General features: G+C 52.0%; 23 protein-coding genes and 1 riboswitch (1 of these 24 cut by a window edge). Of the genes, 17 read left to right on the forward strand and 6 right to left on the reverse strand.

Annotation, left to right across the window (positions count from 1 at the left end; translation table 11 throughout):
• Positions 1 to 85 precede the first annotated feature (85 nt).
• From JNE38_RS04945 to JNE38_RS04955, 3 genes are all read right to left on the reverse strand, one after another.
• Positions 86 to 766: a zinc metallopeptidase gene (locus JNE38_RS04945; RefSeq protein WP_203355521.1), complete on the reverse strand. Its 681-nt coding sequence runs from the start codon at positions 764 to 766 to the stop codon at positions 86 to 88.
• A gap of 264 nt (positions 767 to 1030) precedes the next feature.
• Complete coding sequence (locus JNE38_RS04950; RefSeq protein WP_203355522.1) at positions 1031 to 1171, reverse strand: hypothetical protein; 141 nt, start codon at positions 1169 to 1171, stop codon at positions 1031 to 1033.
• Positions 1172 to 1267: 96 nt separating this feature from the next.
• Positions 1268 to 2560, reverse strand: coding sequence for a glutamate-1-semialdehyde 2,1-aminomutase (locus JNE38_RS04955; protein ID WP_203355523.1), 1293 nt, complete (start codon positions 2558 to 2560; stop codon positions 1268 to 1270).
• A gap of 149 nt (positions 2561 to 2709) precedes the next feature.
• Here JNE38_RS04955 and JNE38_RS04960 point away from each other — a divergent pair, with 149 nt between their 5' ends.
• The 8 genes from JNE38_RS04960 (at position 2710) to proS (ending at position 11041) form a co-directional block, all read left to right on the forward strand.
• Complete coding sequence (locus tag JNE38_RS04960) at positions 2710 to 3552, forward strand: protein phosphatase 2C domain-containing protein (protein WP_203355524.1); 843 nt, start codon at positions 2710 to 2712, stop codon at positions 3550 to 3552.
• Positions 3553 to 3647: 95 nt separating this feature from the next.
• A complete protein-coding gene (locus JNE38_RS04965) occupies positions 3648 to 4658 on the forward strand; it encodes an ABC transporter ATP-binding protein (protein WP_203355525.1) in 1011 nt (336 codons plus the stop codon).
• The gene (locus JNE38_RS04970) at positions 4651 to 5445 is read left to right on the forward strand and encodes an ABC transporter permease (protein ID WP_203355526.1); all 795 of its coding nucleotides are present in this window, start codon (positions 4651 to 4653) and stop codon (positions 5443 to 5445) included. Before JNE38_RS04965 ends, JNE38_RS04970 begins: the two co-directional genes overlap by 8 nt.
• 7 nt (positions 5446 to 5452) lie before the next feature.
• The gene (locus tag JNE38_RS04975) at positions 5453 to 6250 is read left to right on the forward strand and encodes an ABC transporter permease (RefSeq protein ID WP_203355527.1); all 798 of its coding nucleotides are present in this window, start codon (positions 5453 to 5455) and stop codon (positions 6248 to 6250) included.
• Between the two features lie 184 nt (positions 6251 to 6434).
• The gene (locus JNE38_RS04980; RefSeq protein WP_203355528.1) at positions 6435 to 6968 is read left to right on the forward strand and encodes an RNA polymerase sigma factor; all 534 of its coding nucleotides are present in this window, start codon (positions 6435 to 6437) and stop codon (positions 6966 to 6968) included.
• A 46-nt stretch (positions 6969 to 7014) separates the two neighbouring features.
• Positions 7015 to 8058, forward strand: a complete 1044-nt coding sequence (locus JNE38_RS04985; protein WP_275296713.1) for a DUF4179 domain-containing protein — start codon at positions 7015 to 7017, stop codon at positions 8056 to 8058.
• A gap of 207 nt (positions 8059 to 8265) precedes the next feature.
• A riboswitch (FMN riboswitch) is annotated at positions 8266 to 8419 on the forward strand.
• A 244-nt stretch (positions 8420 to 8663) separates the two neighbouring features.
• Positions 8664 to 9269 carry an ECF transporter S component gene (locus JNE38_RS04990; RefSeq protein WP_203355530.1) on the forward strand — a complete coding sequence of 202 codons (606 nt, stop codon included), beginning with the start codon at positions 8664 to 8666 and terminating at the stop codon, positions 9267 to 9269.
• A 305-nt stretch (positions 9270 to 9574) separates the two neighbouring features.
• Complete coding sequence (gene proS, locus JNE38_RS04995) at positions 9575 to 11041, forward strand: proline--tRNA ligase (RefSeq protein WP_203355531.1); 1467 nt, start codon at positions 9575 to 9577, stop codon at positions 11039 to 11041.
• 102 nt (positions 11042 to 11143) lie between these two features.
• Here proS and JNE38_RS05000 read toward each other — a convergent pair whose 3' ends face one another.
• Together JNE38_RS05000 and JNE38_RS05005 are read right to left on the reverse strand one after the other, a co-directional pair.
• Positions 11144 to 11788 (reverse strand): HAD family hydrolase, encoded by a 645-nt coding sequence (locus JNE38_RS05000; protein WP_203355532.1) that lies wholly within the window; start codon positions 11786 to 11788, stop codon positions 11144 to 11146.
• 103 nt (positions 11789 to 11891) lie between these two features.
• Entirely contained in the window at positions 11892 to 12509 is a 618-nt protein-coding gene (locus tag JNE38_RS05005) for a winged helix-turn-helix domain-containing protein (RefSeq protein WP_203355533.1), read from the reverse strand.
• Positions 12510 to 12694: 185 nt separating this feature from the next.
• Between JNE38_RS05005 and bcp the strand changes: the two genes are divergently transcribed.
• The 6 genes from bcp to JNE38_RS05035 are packed head-to-tail and all read left to right on the forward strand — an operon-like array spanning position 12695 to position 17342.
• A complete protein-coding gene (gene bcp / locus JNE38_RS05010; RefSeq protein ID WP_203355534.1) occupies positions 12695 to 13165 on the forward strand; it encodes a thioredoxin-dependent thiol peroxidase in 471 nt (156 codons plus the stop codon).
• A gap of 34 nt (positions 13166 to 13199) precedes the next feature.
• Positions 13200 to 14252 carry a M42 family metallopeptidase gene (locus tag JNE38_RS05015; RefSeq protein WP_203355535.1) on the forward strand — a complete coding sequence of 351 codons (1053 nt, stop codon included), beginning with the start codon at positions 13200 to 13202 and terminating at the stop codon, positions 14250 to 14252.
• Between the two features lie 10 nt (positions 14253 to 14262).
• Entirely contained in the window at positions 14263 to 15024 is a 762-nt protein-coding gene (locus JNE38_RS05020) for a class I SAM-dependent methyltransferase (protein ID WP_203355536.1), read from the forward strand.
• 45 nt (positions 15025 to 15069) lie between these two features.
• A complete protein-coding gene (locus JNE38_RS05025; protein WP_203355537.1) occupies positions 15070 to 15618 on the forward strand; it encodes a cob(I)yrinic acid a,c-diamide adenosyltransferase in 549 nt (182 codons plus the stop codon).
• Positions 15619 to 15669: 51 nt separating this feature from the next.
• Entirely contained in the window at positions 15670 to 16527 is an 858-nt protein-coding gene (locus tag JNE38_RS05030; protein ID WP_203355538.1) for a VOC family protein, read from the forward strand.
• Between the two features lie 26 nt (positions 16528 to 16553).
• On the forward strand, positions 16554 to 17342 hold the full coding sequence (locus JNE38_RS05035) for a GNAT family N-acetyltransferase (RefSeq protein ID WP_203355539.1): 789 nt from the start codon (positions 16554 to 16556) through the stop codon (positions 17340 to 17342).
• Between the two features lie 86 nt (positions 17343 to 17428).
• Here JNE38_RS05035 and JNE38_RS05040 read toward each other — a convergent pair whose 3' ends face one another.
• A complete protein-coding gene (locus tag JNE38_RS05040) occupies positions 17429 to 18334 on the reverse strand; it encodes a complex I NDUFA9 subunit family protein (protein WP_203355540.1) in 906 nt (301 codons plus the stop codon).
• A 123-nt stretch (positions 18335 to 18457) separates the two neighbouring features.
• Between JNE38_RS05040 and nth the strand changes: the two genes are divergently transcribed.
• From nth to JNE38_RS05055, 3 genes are all read left to right on the forward strand, one after another.
• Positions 18458 to 19141: an endonuclease III gene (nth, locus tag JNE38_RS05045; protein WP_203355541.1), complete on the forward strand. Its 684-nt coding sequence runs from the start codon at positions 18458 to 18460 to the stop codon at positions 19139 to 19141.
• A 154-nt stretch (positions 19142 to 19295) separates the two neighbouring features.
• On the forward strand, positions 19296 to 19730 hold the full coding sequence (gene perR, locus JNE38_RS05050) for a peroxide-responsive transcriptional repressor PerR (protein WP_203355542.1): 435 nt from the start codon (positions 19296 to 19298) through the stop codon (positions 19728 to 19730).
• A gap of 314 nt (positions 19731 to 20044) precedes the next feature.
• Positions 20045 to 21550, forward strand: the 5' portion of a protein-coding gene (locus JNE38_RS05055) for a glycosyl hydrolase family 18 protein (RefSeq protein ID WP_203355543.1). 258 nt of this gene lie beyond the right edge of the window; the window shows 1506 of its 1764 coding nt (coding positions 1-1506); the start codon lies at positions 20045 to 20047; its stop codon lies off the right edge, out of view.

Consider the following 21550-nt stretch of genomic DNA (forward strand, 5'->3'; position numbering starts at 1 on the left):
CCTCCCAGCTTTCATTGTAGCGCAGCCCAAGCAAAAAAGGTACAGCCCCCATGGCTAGGGTAGCTGCACCTTTTAGACAGTCGTATTAGTCTTCCTCGGAGCGGAAGATCATGATGTACTTCGCCAGCTCCAAAACAGAGATCAGAGCAGCTGCCACGTACGTGAGGGCGGCGGCGCCAAGCACTTTGCTCGCGCTACGCTCCTCGGTGTTGCGGATGAAGCCCATTTGCACCATCAGCTTTTTCGCACGGCTGCTGGCGTTAAACTCTACAGGCAGCGTGATCAGCTGGAAAGCGACAGCTGCGGAGAAAAAGATGATCCCGATCAGCAAGAGTCCAGCCATGTGGAAAAAGAATCCCGCCAGAAGCAACAGCGGAGCTACACCCGAGACGAGGTTTACCACCGGGAAGATCCGGTGACGGGCTACCAGCATCGGGTAGGAAACCTTGTGCTGGATCGCATGACCTACCTCGTGGCAGGCAACGGACAGCGAAGAAATCGAATTGCCAAAGTACACAGGATCGGACAAACGAACGACACGGGAAAGCGGATCGTAGTGGTCTGTCAAAGTACCTGGGATATGCTCGACTGGAACGCTGGTGAGGCCGTTTGCATCCAGCATCCTGCGAGCTGCTTCTGCACCGGTCATCCCGGAGGAAGCGGGCACATCAGCAAACTTGTTAAATGTGCCTTTCACCCGGAATTGCGCCCAGAGTGACAGCAGAAACGCAATAATGATGAGAAAGTCCATAGGATGGAAAAACATTCACAATCACTCCTTATTGTATTCGTCATCGACGACAAAATCGCGATTTTACTACTTGTAAGTGTGTCCTATATCTATGTATACGAATATGCCATCTGGCAGTTTCATTATTTATTGTACAATCCATGAAGTTGTTTGACAATATTACCGATCGCTTATGTGTGCATGGAAAAAGTACTCCCCCGTTTTAGCGGAGGAGTTATATGAAGAAAAAAACAGACACATCCGGCCAGGTGAATGGTGGAATGCGTCTGTTTCAAAAGGTTAGCGATCGTGATTTTGCGTCTTGTGATGTTCGGTTTTTCTCGGTTTTTGGAAACCAACGACTTCCATCATCTTGGAACTCATTTTGGGATCCATTGTTTTTTCAGGAGCTTGCGGATAGGTATTTTCACCTTTTGACACAAAGATCCCTCCTTATGGGTACCTGCAAAAGTAGCATTCCCATAAGAATGAAAGCGGACCCTGGGAACGCTTCCCTTGGTCACTTGGGACAATGGCTTATGCGTTCAAAGCGGCGAAGGAGCGGTCAACGGCAGCGATCGTCTCGCGGATGTCCTCTTCCGTGTGCGCAGTCGTGACAAACCAGGCTTCGTACTTGGAGGGAGCGAGGCAGATTCCCTCATCGAGCATGAGACGGAAGAAACGGGCGAACAACTCGCCGTCTGCCTTCTGCGCTGCATCATAATCGCGGACAGGCTCGTCTGTAAAGTAGACAGCCAAAGCGCCTTTGACTCGGTTGAGCTGAATGGTCACCCCGTGGGTTTTCGCAGCCTCACGAATACCTGCTTCGAGCATGGTGCCCAAGCGTTCGAATTCATCGTAAACCCCCTGCTGCTTGAGGACTTCGAGGCAGGCGATTCCGGCGCGGATAGACGCTGGGTTTCCAGCCATCGTTCCCGCCTGATAAGCAGGACCGAGCGGAGCGACTTGCTCCATGATCTCGCGGCGGCCTCCGTAAGCGCCGATAGGCAAACCTCCGCCGATGATTTTGCCCAGTGCTGTCAAATCTGGCTCGACTCCGAGCAGATTTTGCGCACCGCCATAGCAGAAGCGGAAGGCGGTGATGACTTCATCGTAAACAACCAGTGCGCCCGCTTCATGCGTGATGCGGTTTACGGCTTCCAGGAAGCCCGGCTCTGGCGTCACGATACCGAAGTTGCCGACGATCGGTTCGACGAGGACAGCAGCAGTCTCACTGCCCCAGCGCTTCATGGCGTCAGCGAATGCTTCGATATCGTTGAAGGGGACGGTGATGACTTCGTTCGCGATGCTTTGCGGAATCCCCGCACTGTCTGGAATGCCGAGCGTGGATGGACCCGATCCAGCCGCTACCAGCACCAGGTCGGAGTGACCGTGGTAGCAGCCGGCAAACTTGATGATCTTGACGCGTCCGGTATAGGCGCGAGCGACGCGGATGCAGGTCATGACAGCCTCCGTGCCGGAGTTGTTGAAACGAATGCGTTCCATGGAAGGGATCGCTTCACGGATCATCGTGGCGAATTGTACCTCCCACGGGGTAGGCGTGCCGTATAGGGTCCCATTCGCAGCAGCTTCGCAAATGGCTTTCGTCACATGCGGATGAGCGTGCCCGGTGATGATGGGGCCGTAAGCCGCCAGGTAGTCAATGTATCGATTTCCGTCCACGTCCCAGAAATACGCTCCTTGGGCGCGTTCCATAGTGACGGGCGCCCCGCCTCCTACCGCTTTGAAGGAACGTGATGGGCTATTGACTCCTCCCAGAATCACATCCGTCGCTTGCTGGTGCAGGTGTGCGGATTTTTCACGGTTCATGTTTTTTTCCCTCTTTCTGTCCAAAAGATCTTCATTATCTTACCACAGCCGGAAGTTCGGTGGGTATGCACGGAGATCTATGGCTGAAAAAAAGGAAAAATGATACAATTTCGGAGCAGCTGAATACGAGAGAGAAGGCGGTTGTCCCAATGAAAATGGAATGCATTTCTGTCGCCGGGAGCGGCAAAATGAATGAGGATGCCTACGCCACCAATCAGGCGGAGCATCTTTTTGCTGTCGTGGATGGAGTGTCCTCACTCGTTCCGTATGAAAATGCAGCGGGACAGACGGGAGGTGCGATAGCGGCACAGCTCGTGAAGCAGTATGTGGAGGAAGCGAATGGAGCGCAGAGCTTGACGGAATTGCTTGCAGATGCAAACCTAAAGCTCAGAGAATGCATGAAAGAAGAGCAGATTGACCTCACGAAAAAGGATGCGCTGTGGGGAGCCGCATGTGCGTTGGTTCGTGTAAGCGAGTCACACATTGAGTACGCCCAGACAGGGGACTGCATGGTTTTCGCCGTCTATGCGGACGATACGGTCCGGCCTCTGACGTATCCACAGGTGAGTCATTTAGAGCAGGCGGCGTTTGCGAAATGGGAATCGGGTATTCAAGACGGAATGCGTCAGCGCGTAGAGCTGATCGAGCACTGTCGCGATATCCTCGTCTCCAACCGCTATCTGGCCAATGTGGCGGGAGGCTACGGGGTGATCAACGGGGAACCAGCCTGTTCCGAATTTTTGGAGTCTGGCCGTATCAATCGGATCCATTTGCGCGCACTCGTCTTGCTGACAGACGGCTTGTTTACACCGCGGCCATATGGAGGTCCGGAACCGAAATGGGAGGATACGGTCCTGCCGATCATCCACAAGGGACTGCAGCGCTATACCGACGAGCTGCTCCTGCTTGAAAACGGGGACCCTGAATGTCTTCACTATGTTCGCTTCAAGAAATCGGATGACAAGACGGGCATGGTCCTGTACTTTTCCTAGCCGCTAACAGTTTCCAGCACATTGGTTTTTGCACAATCGCAGTGCCTCATATACACTAACAGGTGGAATACAACCGAATACAAAAGGAGTAAACCATGATTCAAGTAAATCATTTGCAAAAGGAGTTCCGTATCCACCAGTCCAGAGCCGGATTGGGTGGTGCTTTTCGCGATCTGTTCAGTCGTGAATACAAGACGGTGAAAGCGGTGGATAACCTGTCTTTCACCGTGGAAGAAGGGGAGATGTTCGCTCTCATCGGGGAAAATGGAGCGGGCAAATCCACAACGATCAAGATGCTGACGGGCATTCTTACTCCCAGCGACGGCCAAATTGAGATCAATGGTTACGTCCCCTTCAAGGAACGCGAGGATTACGTCCGTTCCATCGGCGTCGTTTTTGGGCAACGCTCTCAGCTCTGGTGGGACTTATCTCCGATGGAGTCGTTTCGTCTGCTCAAGAGCGTCTACAAGGTAGATGAAACAGAAGGTGAAAAGTGGTTGAACCGCCTGATCGAGGAGCTGGATATATCCTCGTTCGTCAGCCAGCCGGTTCGAAAGCTCAGCCTGGGCCAGCGGATGCGCTGCGAGATAGCGGCCTCGTTGATTCACAAGCCGAGATTGCTGTTCCTTGATGAACCGACAGTGGGATTGGATGTTTTGGTCAAACAAAAGATTCGGGAGTTTCTGCGGAATTTGAACGAAACGGAAAACATGACGATCCTGCTGACTACGCATGATGTGTCAGATATTGAGGCGCTGTGTAAACGGGTGCTTGTCATGGACAAAGGAAAGCTGATATTCGACGGGCTCCTCAGCGATTTGAAAGAGCGCTGGGGCAATGGTACCGAGGTGTCCTTCCAGATGAAGAAGCGCACATCTGCAGAGGAGCTCCGCCGCGTACTGGGTGAGATGCCCTGTGAGATCGAGCAAGTCAATGAATATACCTTGAGCGTGCAGGTGGCGCGGAGCCAGGAAATGCTGCCTTATGTCTTGTCCACGGTGATGTCATCCTTTGATGTGAGCGACGTCAAAATCATGGAGACGAGCACAGAGGATATCGTGCGCAACATTTACTCCACGGACAGCGAGGTAGCGAGTCATGCGTAAGCTCTACATGGAACTGATCCGCATGCGCTTTTTGACGATGCTGGCCTACCGGGTGAATTATTACAGCGGAATCATCATCTACGCCATCAATATCGGGGCGTATTACTTTTTGTGGGGCGCGATCTACGGCGGTCAGCAGCAGCTGGGCGGTCTCTCCGTCGAGCAGATGACCTCCTACGTGGCGATCGCGTGGATGTCCCGCGCCTTTTATTTCAACAACATCGATATGGAAATCGCCCAAGACGTCAGGGAAGGGAAAGTCGCCATTGAAATGATCCGGCCGTACAATTACCTTTCCGTCAAGACCGCGCAGGCGTTTGGGGAAGGCATCTTCCGCTTCCTGTTTTTCGCAGGGCCGGGGATCTTTTTGATCAGCTTGATTATCCCGTTCAGCTTCCCTGCGACGGCGCAAGGCTGGGGATTGTACTTAATGAGCCTGATGTTCGCCTTTTTCATCAACACACAGGTCAATTTGCTGACGGGACTCTTCACGTTTTTCCTGTTCCGCAATGATGGCATGATGCGTGCGAAGCGGGTCATTGTGGACCTCATGTCGGGTCTTGTTTTGCCTATCAGCTTCTTTCCGGGATGGGCGCAGACGATCATGGGCTTCCTGCCGTTTCAGGCGATCAATTACTATCCGAGCCTGATCTTTACCGGTGCGATCCCGGCTGGCAGAGCATGGGAGCTGATCGGCTTTCAGGTCATCTGGATGTTCGTGATCCTGGTCCCTATCCTGATTCTATGGCGAGTGGCCCGCAACCGGCTGGTCGTACAGGGAGGGTAAGACGGACATGCGGAATTTGAAACACATCTTCCATATTTTTGCTGACTACCTAGGCCAGTATTTCAAGACGAGGCTCGCCTATCGGGCAGATTTTCTCGGGGATTTGGCCTCCAATCTGATCTCTGAGCTGATCAACCTCGTCTTTATCATCGTCGTGTTCCAGCACGTGCCGCTCATGGGCGAATGGACGCGCGACGAGATCATCTTCATTTACGGGTTCTTTTTGGTGCCGTACGCGCTGTTCTCGATCTTCTTTGGCTTTTGGGATTTCAACGAGCGCTATATCATCCGCGGGGAAATGGACCGGATCCTCACCAGACCCGTGCACAATCTGGCGCAGGTCTGCCTGGAGTCCATCGCCCCTGACCGGATCTTCGGGGTGATTTCCGGCCTGATCATTATGGCGTATGCGGCGATTCAGCTGGATCTCGTCTTTTACTGGTACGACCCGATCATTTTCATCGTGCTGTCCATCAGTGGCGCGCTCATTTACGGAGGCGTGTACACGGCGATTTCCGCCATCAGCTTTTTCTCCGACTCGCGTACGGGCATCACGCCGATGATCTACAATATTCAGCAGTACGGGCGCTATCCGGTTGACGTGTACAACAAAGTCATTCGCTTTGTGCTGACGTACGTGCTTCCGTTTGCCTTTGTGGGTGTGTATCCAGCGGCCTACTTCCTCCGGAAAGAAACGTGGTACATCTATGCAGCGATGACCCCGGTGATGGCCGTTATCTTCTTTGGCATCGGGCTTCTGGTTTGGAATATCGGAGTGAGCAAGTATCGAGGAGCGGGTTCATAGCCCGCTCCTTTTCTTTAGGAAAGCCTGGTGACAACCGGCGTTATGGGAAATCAGCCCCTGACGTTTTGTGACCAGGCTATTTCTCTTTTTCACAGAAAAAATGCAACACGGAAAAAAGATGTGACCAAAGCTTGAGCAGGGGGATCTAATTACTGTAAATATCGAACAGAAAGGAGTGGAGAATGTGGAGCTAACCCAACAGGTGATCCTTGCCAAGCAAGGTGATCGGGATGCATTTATCCGTCTGATGAAGCACGTAGAGAGCCCTTTGCACAACACGGCCAAGTCCATCCTGAAAAAGGACGAGGATGTCGCGGATGCTCTCCAGGAAACGATCTTGCTTGCCTATAAATCTCTTCCTAGTCTTCGTGAGCCAAGCTTTTTTAAGACGTGGATATTTCGAATCCTGATCAATGCGTGCAAAAAGATAGCAGCAAGTCGGTCCCGTAACGTTTCGATGGCGGATATTCCTGTGGTGCAGTCTTTCTCCCCTGAGTACGAGGATGTCGACTTGAAGGAAGCCGTTGACAGGCTGGAGGAGCAGCAGCGCATGGTCGTTGTCCTCTTTTATTTTGAAGATATGCCTTTGCGACAAGTAGCGGAAGTATTGGAGATTTCGGAGAGCGCCGCAAAAATGAGGCTCAGCCGGGCGCGAAAAACGTTGCTGGACCATTTGATGCCAATCGGGAAGGGTGCGATGAACTATGGATCTATCTAAATTGGAAGTCGAACTGAAAAAATATAAATCTGCGGAAAATACGAGTATGTCATTACTTGTTCGATCTCGGCTTGATGAAACTTACGCTTCGCTCCCTGAAAGGCCTTGTCTACCAAAAGGAAGAGCACCCCGTCCGCGTCTTTGGAAAACGGCATCTGTTGCAGCTGCGGCCATCCTTTTGGGTGCTACGGTTTTTGCATCGGGCTTTATCTCGCCTGCCATGGCCAAATCCCTCAAGCAAATACCGGTGGTGGGCAGTCTGTTCAGCTCGATTGAAGCGGATCTTGGGTTGCGCGCAGCAGGAGAACAAGGTCTCACTGCCAAGGTCAATGCAGGCATCTCCTATCAGGACGTGAAGCTGGATGTAACGGAAACAGTCTACGATGGAACACGTGCCGTCTTTTTGCTCCGCGTAACCGCACCGAATTTGAAAGAAGGCATGTTTGATACGGGAGAAGAAGCCGTAAAGCTCAGCAACGCGATAGACAGCGTTGTATTCAAAGTCAATGGACAAGTAAAAGAAGGCGTCAATTATGCCTCTGCGGGAGCTGCCAACCCGAATGTCCTCGTTTTCGAGAATGTTTTGCCAGCGGTCGATCGGAATGCAACCACGACGATACCGGATCCTTTTCACGCAGAAGTATTGGTAAAACTGGCAGGTATCGATCATGAGTTTACCTTGGACGTTCCATTCCACAAAACGACGAAGGGCATCGTCAACTTGAAGCCGAATGCAAGCCGATCAAGCGATCAAGGGTCACTCACTGTCTCTGAGGTGAATGTAACTCCTGTGACGACGCGATTGGTGACGACGATCAAACTGGCTGATCAAGCATCGGAACGATTGTCCCATACTAGAGTTGCGGTGTATGATGACCAAGGTCGTCAGCTGCCAGCTCTCAACGGTGAGGGAACATTCGTAGAGAATGGCATTACCTTTGATGGGCGATATGCAACTACTGGAAAGACCAAGTATTTGATTATCAAGCCTTTTGAATACGAGGATGATTTCTCTGAAAAGGTGCGTGAGGATCAGTTTATCGAGGGCTTGGAATTGAAAATTGATCTCCCGTCTCAAAGCGAGCAATAGAGTACGGGCGGCTAAATGATTTCAAGAGCTGAGAGGATGCAAATCCCTCGGCTTTTTTCTATGAAGCGAAAAAAGTTGTGTACAAAAAAATCAAAAGGGCTCATTCCTATAATTCCTACAAAAAACATCGGAAAATGCCAAAATCGCATTTTCAACTATTGTCAAATCAAAAAACCGCAGTATAATATGCTGTATACAACAACAAACACATTCCTTCGGGGCAGGGTGAAATTCCCGACCGGCGGTGATCATGCTTTGATGCATGTAAGCCCGCGAGCCTCCCGAGCTGATCGCAGCAGGGAGTGCAGGATCTGGTGCGATTCCAGAGCCGACAGTACAGTCTGGATGGGAGAAGGATGACGACAGTACGTTACCACACGTGCTTGTTTACCTGTGCAAACGGGAAAAGGGGCCATTGCTCTTTCGCAGCCCTTTTGTTTCTCGTACTCATTTTTGCATCAGGATTTGTCATGCGCCTGCAAAAAAGCCCTGAGGATCTTTCTTTCCTCGGGCTTGTTTTCGTTTGCGCAAGGTTCAGGATGTGTGGGTTCACGATCACTGTTGCCATTCCTCAAGAAGGAGAAAAAGATGAGGAGATGGTACACATGAAAGAAACAGCATTACATTCCACGAGGTCAACCCAAAAGCTTGTGACGATTCCCATGCTCGCAGCGGTTGCCTTTATCCTGCAGTATTTGGAATTCCCCATTCCACTGATGCCGAGCTTTTTAAAGCTGGATTTCAGTACGCTGCCTGCCTTGATCGGCGGTCTGATGTACGGTCCAGTGGCAGGGATCATCGTGGAGGTTTTGAAAAATGCCCTGCACATGCTGTTTAAAAATACGGACGGACTTTTGATCGGGGAGCTGGCCAACGTGGTGGCGGGCGCCAGCTTTATCGTAGCGGCAGTCTCCATGCAGCGACTCGGCCAAGGCAAGAAAGGCTTTTTGACCGGCCTCGCTTTGGGTACCCTGCTGATGAGCGCCGTGATGGCTCTGGCCAACGCGTTCTTCCTGCTGCCTGCCTATGCCGTTCTTTATCAAATGCCAATGGATCAGCTGCTGTCGACCTTTGGAGCAGACAGCGTGTGGTCACTCGTCCTGTACGGAATCGTTCCGTTCAACATTTTCAAGGGTGCGATGCTCTCCCTGGTCGCTTATCCGGTGTACGTCAAGCTGGCGTCCAGATTGAACCCGCGTGCCACAAATTGACAATCGGAAAATGACTTGCTACTATATCTACAAATGAAAGGCTATGAAAGGACTCGCAGTGATTCGCCGCGTCCCAGAGAGTCGGCCCTTGTCTGGAAGGCTGATACTACGGCATGACTGCACCCCATCCTGAAGCCGCTGGCGATGAGCCACGCCGGATGCCCCGCCGTTATCGGGACTTTGAGCGGACTGCAGCCTTCAGCTGTGGTCAATCAGGGTGGTACCGCGGATGTTGATCCTCCGTCCCTATGTGGGATGGGGGATTTTTTGCATTCACTTATTCAAGAAAAAGGAGCTGTAGAAGGATGAAAGAGGAAAAGGCATTTGTGAAGGAAATCACGCCGCAATCGGAGGATTTCTCACGCTGGTACATCGATACGATCAAAAAAGCGGACCTGATGGACTACACGCCCGTTCGCGGATGTATCGTGTTCAAGCCGGAAGGGTTCGAGCTGTGGGAACGGATCCAAGAGGCGATGAACAAGCGCTTCAAGGAAACCGGACACCGAAACGCTTATTTCCCGATGCTGATTCCTGAGTCCTTCATGCAAAAGGAAAAAGAACATATCGAGGGCTTCAATCCTGAGCTGCCATGGGTGACAGAAGCAGGCGGAGAGCCTTTGGAAGAGCGTCTTGCACTGCGCCCGACGTCCGAGACCATCATCGGTCACATGTACAGCCAATGGATTCAGAGCTATCGCGACTTGCCCGTTCTCATTAATCAGTGGGCAAACGTATTCCGTTGGGAGAAGCGGACCATGCCGTTTTTACGCACCTCCGAGTTCTTGTGGCAGGAAGGGCACACAGCTCATGCGACAGAGGAAGAGGCGCGAGAGGAAACGATGCAGATGCTGGAGATCTATCGGGAAGTCGTCGAGCAGGAGCTGGCGATTCCCGTATGGAAAGGACAAAAGACTCCTAGCGAACGCTTTGCCGGCGCAGTCGATACTTACTCTATCGAGGCGATGATGAAGGATGGGAAGGCCGTACAGGCAGGCACATCCCACTACTTGGGCGACAATTTCGCACGCGGCTTTGAGATCAAGTTCCTCGATCGAGACAATACGTTCAAATACGTCCACACGACTTCCTGGGGAAGCTCAACCCGCTTGATCGGCTCGATGATCATGGTGCACGGGGATGACCGTGGATTGTCTCTGCCTCCGCGGATGGCTCCTACCCAAGTGATCATGATTCCAGTCGGTCCGATGAAGCTGCGGGAGCAAGTGATGCAGGCGTTCGATCCGCTCTTCGATACGATCAAGGCTTCCGGCATCCGCGTTCGTGCCGATCTTCGTGAGGAGACGCCAGGCTGGAAGTTCAATGAGTGGGAAATGCGCGGGGTACCTGTACGTTTGGAAATGGGGCCGCGCGATGTCGAAAATGGGCAAGTGATTCTGGCACGCCGCGATACGGGTGAAAAGATTACGGTGGCGCTGGAAGGCATCGTGGAGACGATCCGGAACCTGCTCGAGGAAATCCAGCAAAACATGTTCCAAAAAGCATTGGCTTTTCGCGAGGCGAATTCCCATCTGGGGATCGACAGCATGGAGCAGCTGGCGTCGCATATCGAGAAGAGCGAGCAGGACAATGCACCAAGTGGATGGGTGCTGGCTGGCTGGTGCGGAGACGATGCATGCGAAGCGAAGGTCAAGGAAGAGACCAAGTTTACCTCCCGCAATATTCCGTTTGACCCACCTGTACGAAAAGAAACATGCATTTGCTGCGGTGAAAAAGCACAGCACACGGTTTGGTTCGGCCGAGCTTACTAGGAGCTATTTTCCCAGCCTTGGAGCTGATCAAGCTGCAAAGAAAAAAGGCGTGCCCTCTGAAATGGAGGCATGCCTTTTTGTCTGTGGGCTGGCGAGGACAGTTTAGCGCCGGGCGGCCAGCACCCACTCCACGAAGCTTTCTACATCTGTAAACACATAATCCGGCTGTGGATCAAATTGCCCGGCCTTTTGGGTGACTGCGAGCCAATCGACCCCAACCGTCATCAGCCCGGCAGAGCGGCCTGCTTGCACATCCGCATCGCTGTCTCCCACATAGATGGTCTCGGCAGCCTTTGCGCCCAATCGCTCCATGGCAAGCAGAATGCCCTCCGGATGCGGCTTGGGATGGGTGACATCATCGCCGGTAATGACCACATGAAAATAAGAAGAAAGCTCCCACTCTTGCAGCGAAATGTCGGCACTCTGCCTGCCCTTTCCGGTGACGATCCCCATCTGGATGCCTGCCGCCTGCAATCGCTGGAGCATGCCCCCGATCTCGGGAGGGTTTTGCATACGCCCATGCTCGTCGGCATAGACAGTGAAGAAATGCTCGAGTGCTGCTACATGCGCGTGCACAGGCAGCTCCTTTTTCACGATTCCGGTCTCTGTCGGTCCAAATAAGGCGATGATCTGCTCATCTGTATAATGCTTTTGCAAAAAACGCTGAAACGTCGAGCGAAAAGCGGTGAAAATGAGCGGCAGCGTGTCCGCTACGGTCCCATCGAAATCAAACAGGATGGTTTTCATGTCGCAGCCCCCTTCCAGATCCAAACAATCCAAACAAAAAAGAAAACCATCTCAGCTGATGGTTTTCATGATGTCGGTGACAATTATGCGGCAAACGATTCTGTTATTCTTCGGAGTCCTCGAAAGGCTCGTCGGAATCATCAGAAGCTTCAGCTGGTGTCATAGGAAAGAGCACGTCAAAAAACTTGAACTTGCGGCGACCTGGCTCGCTTTTCAATGCTTTGTACTTGTGCAAAAGATCTGCGATTTCCTCGACGAACTGATTGCGTTCGTCCTGGCTGAGATGAAATTCGTGCAAGTTAAAAGCAAACGTGTTTTTGTACTCTTTACGTACGTCCTGATCACTGGCGACAAAACGGTTCAAGGTCCGCATGAGATCCTTTTCCGTCGTTCGAAAAGGAGTAAACATCACATCACTGAGTTGCTGTGCGTTTTCTTCAATCATGACTTGCAGCTTGACCTGAATCACTTTGGCTACCGGTTCATAGTACTTTTCCACGATAGACCCTTTGACGCGAGTATCCACCTGTTCCAGCAAACCGACACGAACCAGCTCCTTCACATGATAATGAAGGCGGGCAGCGTTTTCACCCAACTCGGTCGCGATTTGCTTGGCTGTCCGAGGCTCCAGATCTTCAAACAGTTCCAGGATCTTGACACGCTCGGCAATTGCGAGGGATTTTAGTGCTTCTGGGTCTGTTACTTCAAAAAACTCTTTCATGCCAATTCTCACCATCCAACTGACTAGGCCAAATTTTGATTTTTCGTCGTTCTCTATACTATCAATCAATTCTATCGTTTTCTGATAGAAAGCGCAACGTGTATACAGATGAAGTGCCTGTAAGCTTGTGGTAAAATCAAAGCGTACATAACAAGGAAAAGTCGGAACAGAAGGAAGGGATACGCATGACCGAAACTGGACAAGCCGCTCCTGATTTTACGCTGCAAGCAAACGAGAATCAAACCATCTCACTCTCCTCGTACCGGGGAAAGAATGTCGTTCTTTATTTTTATCCCAAAGACATGACGCCAGGCTGTACGACAGAAGCATGCGATTTTCGGGATTATCATCCTCAGTTCAAGCAATTGGACACGGTTGTTTTGGGAATCAGCCCCGATGAAGTGAAGTCGCATGATAAATTCGTGGCCAAGCACGAGCTGCCGTTTCCCCTTTTGGCTGACCCGGATCATCAGGTGGCAGAGGCGTATGGCGTGTGGGTGCTGAAAAAAATGTACGGCAGAGAATATATGGGCATCGAACGGACTACCTTTGTCATAGATAAGCAGGGAAAGATTGCGAAAGTATGGACGAAGGTGAAGGTAAAAGGGCACGTGCAGGAAGTGCTCCAATTTATTCAGGAAGAGCTGCAAGCATAGCTTCGTTTTCCTATCGAACAGGAGGATCTATCCAATGAGCGTATCAATCGAGTATGTCGTCGAATCGTTTTGTCAGCTGGCCAATATTCCGAGTCCTTCCGGCAACACCGTGAAAGTCATGGGCTGGGTGGCGCAGGAGCTCGAAAAGCTTGGCGTTTCATTCAAGCGAACCAATAAAGGCGCGATCGTTGCGACCGTTCCGGGAGCAAACGAAGAAAAGGCACGCCTGCTCACCGCGCATGTGGATACGCTGGGGGCGATGGTCAAAGAAATCAAGTCAAACGGACGCCTGAAGCTGGCCCTGATTGGCGGATTTGAGTTCAATGCCGTGGAAGGCGAGCATTGTGTCGTGGAAACAGGCAGCGGGCGATTGGTTACGGGAACCATCCTTTCAACCAAGGCCTCCGTGCACGTGTATGGACGGGAAGCTGGCAAGGCAGAGCGCACGGATCAAAACATGGAAGTCCGTCTGGATGAAAAGGTGACGAACAAGCAGGAAGTCCAGGCGCTGGGCATCTCCGTAGGTGATTTCGTTTCGTTTGATCCGCGCGTGACAGTGACCGAGAGCGGTTTCGTCAAGTCGCGCCACATCGATGACAAAGCGAGCGTCGCCATTTTGCTGGGCGTGCTCAAGGAGCTGCAGGAATCCGGCACAAAGCTCCCGTACACCACCCACTTTTTCATCAGCAACAACGAAGAGATCGGCTATGGGGGCAACTCCAGCATCCCGGCCAATGTCGTCGAGTATTTGGCAGTCGATATGGGAGCGATCGGCGATGGACAGACGACTGATGAATATTGCGTTTCCATTTGCGCAAAAGATTCCTCGGGGCCGTACCACTACGGATTGCGCAGCCATCTGACCAAATTGGCTGAAGCGAACAGTCTCAACTACCAGGTAGACATTTATCCCTACTACGGTTCGGATGCGAGTGCGGCGCTGAAGTCCGGCTACGATATCGTTCACGGCTTGATTGGTCCTGGGGTGGATGCATCCCACTCGCACGAGCGCACTCACCGTGAAGCGCTGGATAACACGGCTAAACTGGTTATGGCGTACCTCCAATCGGAGCAACTGCAAGCATAGGAGTGTCAACATGAGCAATATGTATCAATGGGCAGATTACTATGATTTGACGCAGCGCGGCGTTGCCGGAGATGTGGCGTTTTACTTGGAACAGGCAAAGCAGGCGGGGGGAGCCGTATTGGATCTCGCGTGTGGGACGGGACGCATCAGCATTCCGATGGCCCAGGCGGGAATCGATGTGACCGGACTGGATCTCTCTGCGGACATGCTGGGCAAGGCCAAGCAAAAGGCGAGCGAGGAAGGTGTCGCTGACTCGCTCCGTCTGCTGCAGGGGGATATGCGCAATTTCGATCTCGGGCAGACCTTTTCGCTGATCATGATCCCGTTCCGTTCCTTCTTGCACCTGCTGCAAATCCATGAGCAGATGAAGGCGTTGACCAGCATCCGCAAGCATTTGGCGCCCGGCGGCAAGCTCGTCATGAATGTATTCGTGCCGAAAATCAGCCACTTTCATGAGGAAAACGAAAAGATGTCGCTGCGTGGAACGTATCGACTGGAAAACAGCGATGAGGTAGCCATGTGGGATTACACGCGCTACGATCATTTTCAGCAATTGTGCGAAGTGACGAGGACATATGAACGCACCGATGCGACAGGCTTGGTCAAGGAACGCGTAACTGGCAGGTTCACTTTGCGCTACATATTCCCTGCAGAGCTGCACCACCTTCTCCGGTTAAACGGCTTCAAGGTAACGCAGCGGTACGGAAACTTTGCCAAGGGAGCGTTTGACGCCAGCAGCAACGAATTGATTGTGGTAGCCGAGGCACTGTAGCTTGTCGATTTCCAGGGAAATAAGGGGATTAGAGGGGGAGTCTGGGTGAAAATTTACACGAAAACAGGAGATAAAGGCGAGACTTCATTGGTAGCCGGTGTCCGAGTGCCCAAATTTGCAGATCGGGTAGAAGCATACGGCACGTGTGATGAGGCCAATTCTCAGATTGGGCTCGCCCTGTCTCTGCTGCCTGAAGCTGTCGATTGGACAGAGCTTCGCAAAGTGTTTCACGTCATTCAAACCAAGCTGTTTCACGTAGGAGCGGAGCTTGCGACACCAGAGGGGAAAAAGGTAGGCTGGCCGATTGGAGAAGAGGATGTCTCTTTCCTGGAGGGGGAAATTGACAAGCTGGATGCTGATTTGCCACCGCTTACGAACTTCGTATTGCCTGGTGGACATCCGTCAGCAGCGGCGTTCCACGTCTCGCGCACCGTTGTCCGTCGAGCAGAGCGCAAAGCCGTCCATGTAGCCACCCAGGAGCAGGTGAATCCATCTGTTGTCAAATATTTGAATCGGCTCTCGGACTATTTGTTTGTCGTAGCTCGTCACGTCAATCAACAAACCTCTTCGGTTGAGCAGACGTTGCACGAATAGCTGCCTGAACGGCATAACCAGTAGTTAGTTTAGAGAGAGGAGCGGTGACCGATGACTGCTGGAATCGGAAAATGCCTGCGAACGATGGATTTTGCCCAATCATTGCGTCATTATGATCGAGTATTGGAGTTTCAGGTCGAGCAGGTAGATGAGTCGAGAGAAGTCGCGGTCGTCGTTGCTCCCGCTGGCGAGCCGATTGTGCTCGCCGGCCTCTCGGCGGGTGATCTGTCGGAATATTTGGCAGATAGATGTGATGCACCGCAGCCAGGTCAAAGCCTGTATCTCGGAGCACCTGATGGGTTTCATGCCTATCGGGATCGTCTTTTGGCCAGAGAGGACGCGCAGGGAGCGTGGTACGAAACCGAGTGGGGCTGGGAGAAGCTCACGACGGTTGACCCTACTGGTTACGTTCTGACCTTTTGGGGAGGGCGTACGCTCACGGATGAACAAATTCTTCACTATTACGATATAGGCTGCGAGCGTCTTCAGGCGGCACTGGCTGGATTGGAGGAACATCAGCTCGATCTGGTCCGTTCACCGGGAAAATGGTCCATCCGTCAGCTTGTTTTGCATCTGGTTGATTCCGAGGCAACTTCTTTGGCAATGGCCAAGTTTGCATTGGCTGAGCCGGGGAGGGATTTTAACGGGAATGCCTATGATCCAGATGTGTGGGCAGCGGGGCTGGATTATGCCGGACGCAGCATTGCCGCCGAGGTAGCTCTGTTTGGCGCGATCCGCAGTCATATGAGCGGACTCCTGCGTCACCTTCCTGCTGCATGGGATCGCTCGGTAAGGCTATCTTCCGGGCAGACGGTAACGGTTCGCCAACGAATAGAGCCGCTGATGGGTCATGCGCTCCATCATATCGAGCAGATTTGGGAGACCCGTCGCGCACACGGGCTCTCTTAACAAACGCAAACCGGCAGGAGGCTTTCATGAATCTGTTGTCTATCGTCGAACAATCGGATCTTGCCTACAAGCAAGCTTTTTCCGAAAGGGAAGTGCGGGAATGGGGCTCTGTATTTTGGAATGAGGCCAATCCGAATCATTATGACGCCAATCATGCACATGTCGCGATTCCGATCGTCGATACCCGTCAGGCAAGCGCAATCATCGAGGAAGTCGTCCCCTTCTTTGAGGAGAAAGGGATCTACCCCCGATTCTACCTCTATGATCAAGAGAAGCAGCAGCTGCTCATAAGGGAGCTGGAAAGTCAGGGATTTCGGTCGGAGCTGTTGCCCTCCCCCATCCAAATCTGGCGGGGAGAGCTCGCTGCCGTGCAAGAAGCACATGGGATAGAGATCGAGCCGGTTACAAAGGCCAATTACGAAGACTGCTTGCGGGTAGAGTCTGTCCCTGAATTTGGCGGGAAGGAAGTCCGTGAAAAAGCATTCGCAAAAGAGTTTGCGCATCCCAGCTTTCGGCATTTTCTGCTTCGGGTAGAGGGTGAACCGGCTTCGTCTTTGTGTCTCCTGCAAGCGGGTGATATCATGCGAATCGAAAATGTGGCGACTCTGCCTGCATTTCGGGGAAAAGGGTTGATCGGTCACTTGATTCGCCATGCGCAGGAGCAGTTTGTTCGTTTTGGGGGCGCTCAGCTGTGGGTGTGCCCGATCAATGAGCGGGTGGAAAAGGTGTACAGTCGATATGGTTTTGAGACGGTGGGAGTGATCCCGTTCGCACATGTTTTTCGCGGCGGTAAAGGCGTATTGGAAATTCGTTAGCTATGGGATCTGACAGATGACAAAGAGCCTCTGCTTGTATGCAGGGGCTTTTTGCTTTTGCTTTTATGGATGTCGGGAGCTTGCATTTACCGCAAATAAGTGGATATTCCTTGAAGGAAGTCGATTTTTTGAGTATCAAATATACGATAGAGCTGATCGCCGTCCTGGCAGGCATTGCCCTCAAGGAGCATGGTCAATTGCGTATGGGTGATCGGAAAGAATGGAAAGCCTTCCATCGCTGTAATGACCGGCTTCATCAAGGCGATCGGGATATGGATTTTGCGAACGTGCCGCTTTCCGAGGGCAGTCCCGATACGGTCGAGAATCTGCCCGTAGGTGATCGGTTCGGGACCTCCTGTTTCATAGGTTTGATTGGCTGCAGCAGGGTTCGACAATGCCTGGACGAAGACATCCGCTACCGTATCCCGCGCGACTGGCTGCAACGGGTAGGAACCGTTTCCGAGTACTGGTGTCACGGGCATCTTGACCAGATCAGCCAGCATGTTGACGAATTCATCACCGGGCCCAAATATGACGGAGGGGCGAAAAATCACGAAAGGAATGCCGCTTGCCTGCACGAGCTTCTCAGCTTCGAATTTGGTCCGATGGTACGCGCTCGTGGCATTTTCCCTGGCTCCCAGCGCGCTCATGTGCACAAAGCGTCTGATTCCCGCCTGCTTGGCTGCTTCTACCACGTTTTTTGTGCCTTCGGTATGAATGCGCGAAAAAGTGATTCCTTTTCCCGGCTGCTCCCGGATGATTCCGACCAGGTGGATGACGGCCTCACATCCGTTCATGGCCTTCAGCAAGGAGCTTTGATCAAAGAGATCGCCGTTTACATAAGTGATTTCCCCTTTCTCAGCCTGAGTCTGCTGCCTTTTTCTTTCAGACCCGGGCCGTACGAGGCACACGGTGTGGTGCCCTTCCTCGCAGAGCTTTGCCAATATGCCCTTCCCTACAAAACCTGTCGCACCGGTCAAGAATACTTTCACGTTCATCTCCCCCGTTAAATTCTTCCATTCTAATAGTACATGACGTCAGCTGCGCATGCTACCTTTCGGCTGATTGCTGAGTTGACGCTGCGCGGTATAATGGAGAAAAAGGGGGATATATCTATGGCGCAACGCAAAGTACCCGTTGATGAGATTTTGGATACGCTGCACCAGCTGTATCCGGACGCGCATTGTGAATTGAATTATACGACCCCGTTTGAGCTGCTGATTGCCACCATCCTGTCCGCACAGTGCACAGATAAACGGGTGAATGAAATAACGGCACCGATGTTTGAGAAACTAAACCAGCCGGAGCACTACCTTCATTTGACGCAAGAAGAGATGGAGGAGCATATAAAAGGACTCGGGTTGTATAAGAATAAGAGTAAGAACATTTTAGAGACCTGTAGAATCCTCTATGAACAGTACAACAGCGAAGTACCTCAAACGCACGAGGAGCTCGAGGCCCTACCCGGTGTGGGGAGGAAGACAGCGAATGTCGTGCTGTCCAACGCTTACGGTATTCCTGCGATAGCCGTAGACACGCATGTGTTTCGCGTCGGAAATCGATTGGGACTGGCCAAAAGCGATAATGTGGATGAAGTCGAACGTCAACTGATGAAGCGTATTCCCCGGGAAAAATGGTCGGATGCGCATCATTGGCTCATTTGGCACGGCAGACGGATCTGTTCTGCGCGCAATCCGCAATGCGGGGTATGTCCGCTTCAATCGATGTGCAAGCATGCCATTGCGGAAGCGAAAAAGGCGGAGAAGAAAACGAAAGCAAAGACGAAAGCGCAGGCGTAATTCACCGCTTCCAGTTTCTTCATTGCCTAATTCGCTGGAATGGATATTGACAGTTTTCGCTAAGTAGACGTACACTTATTTATATTAATTCTAATCAATGACATGAGAAACGTTCGTTCTTTTGTCTTTGCGAAGGACTGTGGGGTGCAACGAAATGACACAGCGTGTAGAAAAAGCTGTAGAAATCCTGAAGAACACCGGGGTTCGAATGACACCTAAACGCCATGCAATTTTGACCTATTTGCTGGAGACGATGACTCACCCGACCGCTGACGAAATATACAAAGCTCTCGAAGGCAAATTCCCCAATATGAGTGTAGCTACGATTTATAACAATTTGCGCGTTTTTAAGGATGCGGGATTAGTTGTTGAATTGACTTATGGGGATGCGTCCAGCCGGTTTGATGCAAATGTGGAGGAAGATCACTATCACGCCATCTGCTCGAAGTGCGGATCGATCAGCGATTTTCATTTCCCTTATTTGCGGGACGCGGAAGAATCAGCAGCGAAAGACATCGGCTTTCACGTTACGGGCCATCGCATGGAAGTTTACGGCATCTGTGATGCCTGTCAGAAGAACACCCACTGAAATCACTTTCATTCTGAGAAACACCTTCTGAATCAACGGAAAACAGTTGAGGCGGAGGGTGTTTTTTGGTATAGGGTGAGAACGGATAGGATTCGCCACGAAGTCTGTGCCGAAGGGGCGGCATAGCCAAGTTTTCGACAACCTGTAACGTTTTGTCGTTTCAAACGTCTTTGTTCAATGGAGCGCATGTAAAAGTGCTCAGTATGTCAGAAGGTTGTGAATGGTTTGAACCTACGAAATGTGATCCCTTGTGGACAATATAGATCGACGGACGATCGTTCGAGAGTCCGACTGGTTGGGAGGAGGTCGCAGCCATGAGTCTGGAATTGGGGATGGCACCTCGTCCCAAGAAAAGGAGAAGGCGAGCGCTTCAGTTTTTCTTCATGCTCATGCTCTTTATGGTTGCCGTATTCGGCGCTATTTACTGGTTCTTCATGCTGAGGGCGTCCACGGAGCACGTCCAGCCGTATGAAGGTCAGAAGCAGGTCATCGTGTTTGAAGGAGCGCGTACATCCACGCCGTATCTGATTGATTCCAATCAGGTTTTACTGCCCTTTGAATTTATCAAGGAAAAAATCGATCCCGCCATTTTTTGGGACGAACCCACTAAATCGGTCATCATCATCACCAAGGACAAGGTTTTACGTATGGAAAGCGGGCAAGTCGTTGCCTACCTGAACAAGAAGCCTGTGAATTTGCAGGTTCCCGTCAAAGAAGTGGATGGCGTGCGATACGTTCCCATGGATCCGCTGGAAAAGCTGTACCCGTACGCCTTCGTGCAAAAAACGGATTCCGGTGTTCTCACCGTCGAAAAAGACGGGTATGCCATCCAGCAGGCAAAAGTGATCGCGGATGATGAGCCGCAGCTTGTGCGCACAGGTGCATCCTATCGAACGCCGATAGTCGCAGAATTGGCTGCAGGGGCTCCTGTCGATGTGCTGGGAGAGGCAGACAAGTGGTACCGTATCTTGACAGCTGATGGCATCGCCGGCTTTTTGCCAAAGGAGAGCGTGACATTGACGCAGGTTCGCAAGGTCAGTCTGGATCTTCCGACGCCATCAAAGGCAGAGCAGCAGACTGCGTGGAAGCCGTTGGGACAAAAGATCAATCTCGTGTGGGAGCAAGTCACGAACAAGAATCCGAATGTCGAAGGTATCGGCGCCATGCCAGGGGTCAATGTCGTCTCCCCTACCTGGTTTGAGCTGAAGGATCCGGAAGGGACGCTCTTGAACAAAGCAGACTCCGGTTACGTAAAATGGGCGCATCAGCGCGGATACAAGGTGTGGGGACTTGTCACCAATGGCTTCAACCCGGACTGGACCAAATCCATACTCAGCAGCTACGACAAGCGGGACAAAGTGATTGCGCAGCTGATCCATTACGCCAACCTGTATGATTTGGACGGAATCAATATCGACTTCGAGAATGTGTATTTGGATGAGAAGCCAAAGCTGGTCCAGTTTGTTCGGGAGCTGACGCCGTATCTGCATGAGCAAGGGCTGACGGTCTCGATCGACGTCACGATCAAATCGACAGCTGAGACTTGGTCGATGTTTCTTGACCGCGCTGCGCTCGGACAGGTGGTTGACTACATGGCGGTGATGACGTACGACGAGCATTGGGCGTCGAGTCCAAAGGCTGGCTCGGTAGCTTCCCTGCCATGGGTCGAAAACGGATTGAAGGGTGTCATGGAAGAGGTGCCGCATCAAAAGCTGCTGCTGGGTGTTCCGTTCTACACGCGTCTGTGGACGGAGAGCAAGCAGGCGGATGGCAGTGTGAAGGTGAGCTCCAAAGCTCTGTCGATGCCCCGGGCCCAGGAG

The sequence above is a fragment of the Brevibacillus choshinensis genome (assembly GCF_016811915.1).
Classification (GTDB): domain Bacteria; phylum Bacillota; class Bacilli; order Brevibacillales; family Brevibacillaceae; genus Brevibacillus; species Brevibacillus choshinensis_A.

What these genes read in the sequence shown, in the direction of transcription:
- JNE38_RS04945 (WP_203355521.1), bottom strand. Translation starts at nt 766, where the DNA reads ATGTTTTTCCATCCTATGGACTTTCTCATCATTATTGCGTTTCTGCTG.
- JNE38_RS04955 (WP_203355523.1), bottom strand. Translation starts at nt 2,560, where the DNA reads ATGAACCGTGAAAAATCCGCACACCTGCACCAGCAAGCGACGGATGTG.
- JNE38_RS04960 (WP_203355524.1), top strand. Translation starts at nt 2,710, where the DNA reads ATGAAAATGGAATGCATTTCTGTCGCCGGGAGCGGCAAAATGAATGAG.
- JNE38_RS04965 (WP_203355525.1), top strand. Translation starts at nt 3,648, where the DNA reads ATGATTCAAGTAAATCATTTGCAAAAGGAGTTCCGTATCCACCAGTCC.
- JNE38_RS04970 (WP_203355526.1), top strand. Translation starts at nt 4,651, where the DNA reads ATGCGTAAGCTCTACATGGAACTGATCCGCATGCGCTTTTTGACGATG.
- JNE38_RS04975 (WP_203355527.1), top strand. Translation starts at nt 5,453, where the DNA reads ATGCGGAATTTGAAACACATCTTCCATATTTTTGCTGACTACCTAGGC.
- JNE38_RS04985 (WP_275296713.1), top strand. Translation starts at nt 7,015, where the DNA reads ATGTCATTACTTGTTCGATCTCGGCTTGATGAAACTTACGCTTCGCTC.
- JNE38_RS04990 (WP_203355530.1), top strand. Translation starts at nt 8,664, where the DNA reads ATGAAAGAAACAGCATTACATTCCACGAGGTCAACCCAAAAGCTTGTG.
- proS (WP_203355531.1), top strand. Translation starts at nt 9,575, where the DNA reads ATGAAAGAGGAAAAGGCATTTGTGAAGGAAATCACGCCGCAATCGGAG.
- JNE38_RS05000 (WP_203355532.1), bottom strand. Translation starts at nt 11,788, where the DNA reads ATGAAAACCATCCTGTTTGATTTCGATGGGACCGTAGCGGACACGCTG.
- JNE38_RS05005 (WP_203355533.1), bottom strand. Translation starts at nt 12,509, where the DNA reads ATGAAAGAGTTTTTTGAAGTAACAGACCCAGAAGCACTAAAATCCCTC.
- bcp (WP_203355534.1), top strand. Translation starts at nt 12,695, where the DNA reads ATGACCGAAACTGGACAAGCCGCTCCTGATTTTACGCTGCAAGCAAAC.
- JNE38_RS05015 (WP_203355535.1), top strand. Translation starts at nt 13,200, where the DNA reads ATGAGCGTATCAATCGAGTATGTCGTCGAATCGTTTTGTCAGCTGGCC.
- JNE38_RS05020 (WP_203355536.1), top strand. Translation starts at nt 14,263, where the DNA reads ATGAGCAATATGTATCAATGGGCAGATTACTATGATTTGACGCAGCGC.
- JNE38_RS05030 (WP_203355538.1), top strand. Translation starts at nt 15,670, where the DNA reads ATGACTGCTGGAATCGGAAAATGCCTGCGAACGATGGATTTTGCCCAA.
- JNE38_RS05035 (WP_203355539.1), top strand. Translation starts at nt 16,554, where the DNA reads ATGAATCTGTTGTCTATCGTCGAACAATCGGATCTTGCCTACAAGCAA.
- nth (WP_203355541.1), top strand. Translation starts at nt 18,458, where the DNA reads ATGGCGCAACGCAAAGTACCCGTTGATGAGATTTTGGATACGCTGCAC.
- perR (WP_203355542.1), top strand. Translation starts at nt 19,296, where the DNA reads ATGACACAGCGTGTAGAAAAAGCTGTAGAAATCCTGAAGAACACCGGG.